The 4,772-nt window shown below is 53.8% G+C and carries 1 tRNA gene and 2 rRNA genes; all 3 read right to left on the reverse strand.

Going from position 1 to position 4,772, the window contains the following annotated elements:
* Positions 1-74 precede the first annotated feature (74 nt).
* The 3 genes from AC2D8O_RS13580 to AC2D8O_RS13590 all read right to left on the reverse strand — a co-directional run bounded on the left by AC2D8O_RS13580 (position 75) and on the right by AC2D8O_RS13590 (position 4,756).
* A 23S ribosomal RNA gene (locus AC2D8O_RS13580) occupies positions 75-2,965 on the reverse strand.
* Between the two features lie 201 nt (positions 2,966-3,166).
* A tRNA-Ile gene (locus AC2D8O_RS13585) sits at positions 3,167-3,231 on the reverse strand.
* 13 nt (positions 3,232-3,244) lie between these two features.
* Positions 3,245-4,756, reverse strand: a 16S ribosomal RNA gene (locus tag AC2D8O_RS13590).
* Together the 16S and 23S rRNA genes with 1 tRNA gene alongside form the textbook arrangement of a ribosomal RNA operon.
* Positions 4,757-4,772: the final 16 nt, after the last annotated feature.

Consider the following 4,772-nt stretch of genomic DNA (forward strand, 5'->3'; position numbering starts at 1 on the left):
ACGAGTGGAAATCGGCAAGCGGTGCGAATCGATTGAATACGCAGGCGCAACAGGCGAACCCAGTAAAGGGGTTTCTATGGAACTCTTTCGGGTAATTAGTACTGCTCGGCTTTGGCATCACTGCCTTTACACCTGCAGCCTATCAACGTAGTCGTCTTCTACGACCCTCAAGGGAATATTCATCTTGTGGCGGGCTTCGTGCTTAGATGCTTTCAGCGCTTATCCCTTCCAAACATGGCTACCCAGCTATGCCTCTGGCGATACAACTGGTGCACTAGAGGTTTGTCCAACCCGGTCCTCTCGTACTAAGGTCAGAGCCACTCAATATTCCTGCGCCCACTACAGATAGAGACCGAACTGTCTCGCGACGTTCTGAACCCAGCTCGCGTGCCACTTTAATCGGCGAACAGCCGAACCCTTGGGACCTTCTCCAGCCCCAGGATGTGACGAGCCGACATCGAGGTGCCAAACCCCCCCGTCGATATGAGCTCTTGGGGGAGATCAGCCTGTTATCCCCGGCGTACCTTTTATCCTATGAGCGATGGCCCACCCATGCGGAACCACCGGATCACTATGTCCTACTTTCGTACCTGCTCGATCCGTCGATCTCACAGTCAAGCTCCCTTGTGCCATTACACTCCACGCACGGTTGCCAAGCGTGCTGAGGGAACCTTTGAAAGCCTCCGATACTCTTTTGGAGGCGACCACCCCAGTCAAACTACCCACCAGACAATGTCCCCGATCTTATCGGGTTAGACACCACACACAGCAAGAGTGGTATTTCACCGTTGACTCCAACGAACCTGGCGGCCCGCCTTCATAGTCTCCCACCTATGCTACACATGCTGTGCACAGTGACAATGTCAAGTTGTAGTGAAGGTGCACGGGGTCTTTTCGTCCCGTAGCGGGTAACCGGCATCTTCACCGGTACTACAATTTCACCGAGCTCACGGCCGAGACAGCGTCCAGATCGTTACACCATTCGTGCAGGTCGGAACTTACCCGACAAGGAATTTCGCTACCTTAGGACCGTTATAGTTACGGCCGCCGTTTACTGGGGCTTCGATTCAGAGCTTCGCCTTGCGGCTAACCCCCCCTCTTAACCTTCCAGCACCGGGCAGGTGTCAGACCCTATACATCATCTTTCGATTTAGCAGAGTCCTGTGTTTTTGTTAAACAGTCGCCTGGACCTTTTCACTGCGGCTGGCTCGCGCCAGCGCCCCTTCTCCCTAAGTTACAGGGCTAATTTGCCGAGTTCCTTAGCCGTGATTCACTCGAGCACCTGTGGATACTCTCCTCGACTACCTGTGTCGGTTTACGGTACGGGTTCCCTGATTGTTAAGTTTAGAAGCTTTTCTCGGCAGTTGACTACCCGGTCGCTATCCCCTCCTCCGAAGATTCAGGGTACTGTCACCACTCGGCACATCCGGCGCATTTTACTACCAGACGTATACCTACCCGGCTTCAACGGACTATTCCGTCAGTCCGCGGACCACTCGTTCCTGCGTCACTCCATCACCAATCAGGCAAGTGCCGGAATATTAACCGGCTTGTCATCAGGCTACGCCTCTCGGCTCGCCCTTAGTCCCCGACTAACCCCAATCCGATTAACGTTGATTGGGAAACCTTAGTCTTCCGGTGCGGGGGTTTCCCACCCCCGTTATCGTTACTTATGCCTACATTTGCTCATACACTACCTCCAGCAATCCTTACGGATCACCTTCCCAGGCGCGTGTATTGCTCTCCTACCGAACATATCCTAGATACGTTCCCATAGCTTCGGTGTCGTGTTTTATGCCCGTTTATCATCCGCGCTCGGACGCTCGACCAGTGAGCTGTTACGCACTCTTTGAATGAATGGCTGCTTCCAAGCCAACATCCTGGCTGTCTCTGCGTCCAAACCTCGTTTCTCCAACTGAACACGAACTTCGGGACCTTAGCTGATGGTCTGGGTTGTTCCCCTCTCGGCCTGTGACCTTAGCACCCCAGGCCTCACTCCCGTGCCCTAGTATTTGCCATTCGGAGTTCGTCAGAGTTCGGTATGAGGGGTCCCACCCTAGCTCTATCGGTAGCTCTACCTGCAAATACAGCTGCACGAGGCTGTTCCTAAAAACATTTCGGAGAGTACGAGCTATCTCCCAGTTTGATTGGCCTTTCACCCCTACGCACAAGTCATCCAATAACTTTTCAACGTTAACTGGTTCGGACCTCCAGCAGGTGTTACCCTGCCTTCATCCTGCCCATGCGTAGATCACAAGGTTTCGCGTTTAGTGCCGCCGACTATATGCCCTATTCAGACTCGCTTTCGCTTCGGCTCCGGTCCTGAAGACCTTAACCTCGCCGGTCAACACTAACTCGTAGGCTCATTATGCAAAAGGCACGCGGTCACCCCATCGCGGGGCTCCCACTGCTTGTAAGTATGCGGTTTCAGGATCTATTTCACTGCCCTCTTCGGGCTGCTTTTCACCTTTCCTTCACAGTACTGGTTCACTATCGGTCACTTAGGAGTATTTAGCCTTACCAGATGGTGCTGGCAGTTTCACACAGGGCGCCTCCGACCCCGTGCTACTCAGGATACCGGTCAAAACCAGAATCTTCTACGCGTACGGGGCTATCACCCGCTATGGCTTACCTTTCCAGGTAATTCCGCTTCTATTCCAGTCCCTTACCCCGGTCCTACAACCCCGCAGCAGCCGTAACCGCCACGGTTTGGGCTCCTCCCCTTTCGCTCGCCACTACTCAGGGAATCACTATTGTTCTCTTTTCCTCTCCCTACTTAGATGTTTCAGTTCAGGAGGTTGGCTCCACTTGCGTGGTGGCAGGTCTTCAACCTGCCGGGTTGCCCCATTCGGACACCCGAGGATCTCAGCTTATTTGCAACTCCCCTCGGCTTTTCGCAGCTTATCGCGTCCTTCTTCGCCTCTAAGTGCCTAGGCATCCTCCGCATACCCTTCCTTCGTTCCACAGTCTTAGCTGTTACACTAAGATTAGCTCTTTACTCGGTTCGCCTTCACAGTATCTCTACTGTTGCTTACCCGCGTATGCAATCCTTCGCTCCGCCCCCTATCAGCATCCCTGCCAATAAAAGGCCCTTGCCTAATCTCCACTCGTTTTTCCCATACTTCAAAGAACGTGTACTATGCTTTAACGCATAAAGTAGTCTGTGTGGTCTTGCGTGGACTCGAACCACGGGCCTCAACATTATCAGTGTTGCGCTCTAACCACCTGAGCNTAAAATCTCTAGAAAGGAGGTAATCCAGCCGCACCTTCCGGTACGGCTACCTTGTTACGACTTAGCCCTAGTCACCGGTTTTGCCCTCGGCGTGGAGTAGTCCCACGACTTCAGGCACCCCCAGCTCCCATGGCTTGACGGGCGGTGTGTACAAGGCCCGGGAACGTATTCACCGCAGCATGGCTGATCTGCGATTACTAGCGATTCCAGCTTCATGGAGTCGAGTTGCAGACTCCAATCCGAACTGAGACAGACTTTTAGGGATTCGCTTGCCATCACTGGCTTGCTGCCCGTTGTATCTGCCATTGTAGCACGTGTGTAGCCCTGGACGTAAGGGCCATGATGACTTGACGTCGTCCCCCCCTTCCTCACCCCTTACGAGGGCAGTCTCATCAGAGTGCCCAGCCGAACTGATGGCAACTGACAATAGGGGTTGCGCTCGTTGCGGGACTTAACCCAACACCTCACGGCACGAGCTGACGACAGCCATGCAGCACCTTGCTTTGTGCCCCTTGCGGGGAAAGTGCATCTCTGCACCGGTCACGCGCATTCTAGTCCAGGTAAGGTTCCTCGCGTATCATCGAATTAAACCACATGCTCCACCGCTTGTGCGGGCCCCCGTCAATTCCTTTGAGTTTCACCCTTGCGAGCGTACTCCCCAGGTGGGTTACTTATCGCTTTCGCTTGGCCACCGAAGACAACTCCCCGATAGCTAGTAACCAACGTTTAGGGCGTGGACTACCAGGGTATCTAATCCTGTTTGATCCCCACGCTTTCGTGCCTCAGCGTCAGTTAGGGTCCAGTAGCCTGTCTTCACATTCGGTGTTCTGAGTGATCTCTACGCATTTCACCGCTACACCACTCATTCCAGCTACCTCATCCCTACTCAAGATCGCCAGTATCCAGGACAGCGACCGCGTTGAGCGCAGCCATTTCATCCCAGACTTAGCAACCCGCCTACGCACCCTTTAAACCCAGTAAATCCGGACAACGCTTGCACCCTACGTATTACCGCGGCTGCTGGCACGTAGTTTGCCGGTGCTTATTCCTCTGGTACCTTCAATACCTCTCTAAGAAGTCCTTATCCCCAGAGAAAAGCGGTTTACAACGCGATGCGCCTTCTTCCCGCACGCGGCATGGCTGGGTCAGGCTTGCGCCCATTGCCCAATATTCCCCACTGCTGCCTCCCGTAGGAGTCTGGCCCGTGTCTCAGTGCCAGTGTGGCTGATCATCCTCTCAGACCAGCTAAAGATCGTAGCCTTGGTAAGCCGTTACCTTACCAACTAGCTAATCTTACGCATGCCTCGCCGATGGTGTATCTCTACTTTAACAACTGTCACCTTGTGGTGCCGCTGCATCATGCGGTATTAGCGGAAGTTTCCCTCCGTTATCCCCCGCCATCGGATAAGTTACATACGCGTTACGCACCCGTCCGCCACTAGGGTATTGCTACCCCCGTTCGACTTGCATGTGTTAGGCCTGCCGCTAGCGTTCATCCTGAGCCAGGATCAAACTCTCCATTGTATAGAAAGTGTTGATC

Source organism: Pontibacter sp. T17 (assembly GCF_057219875.1).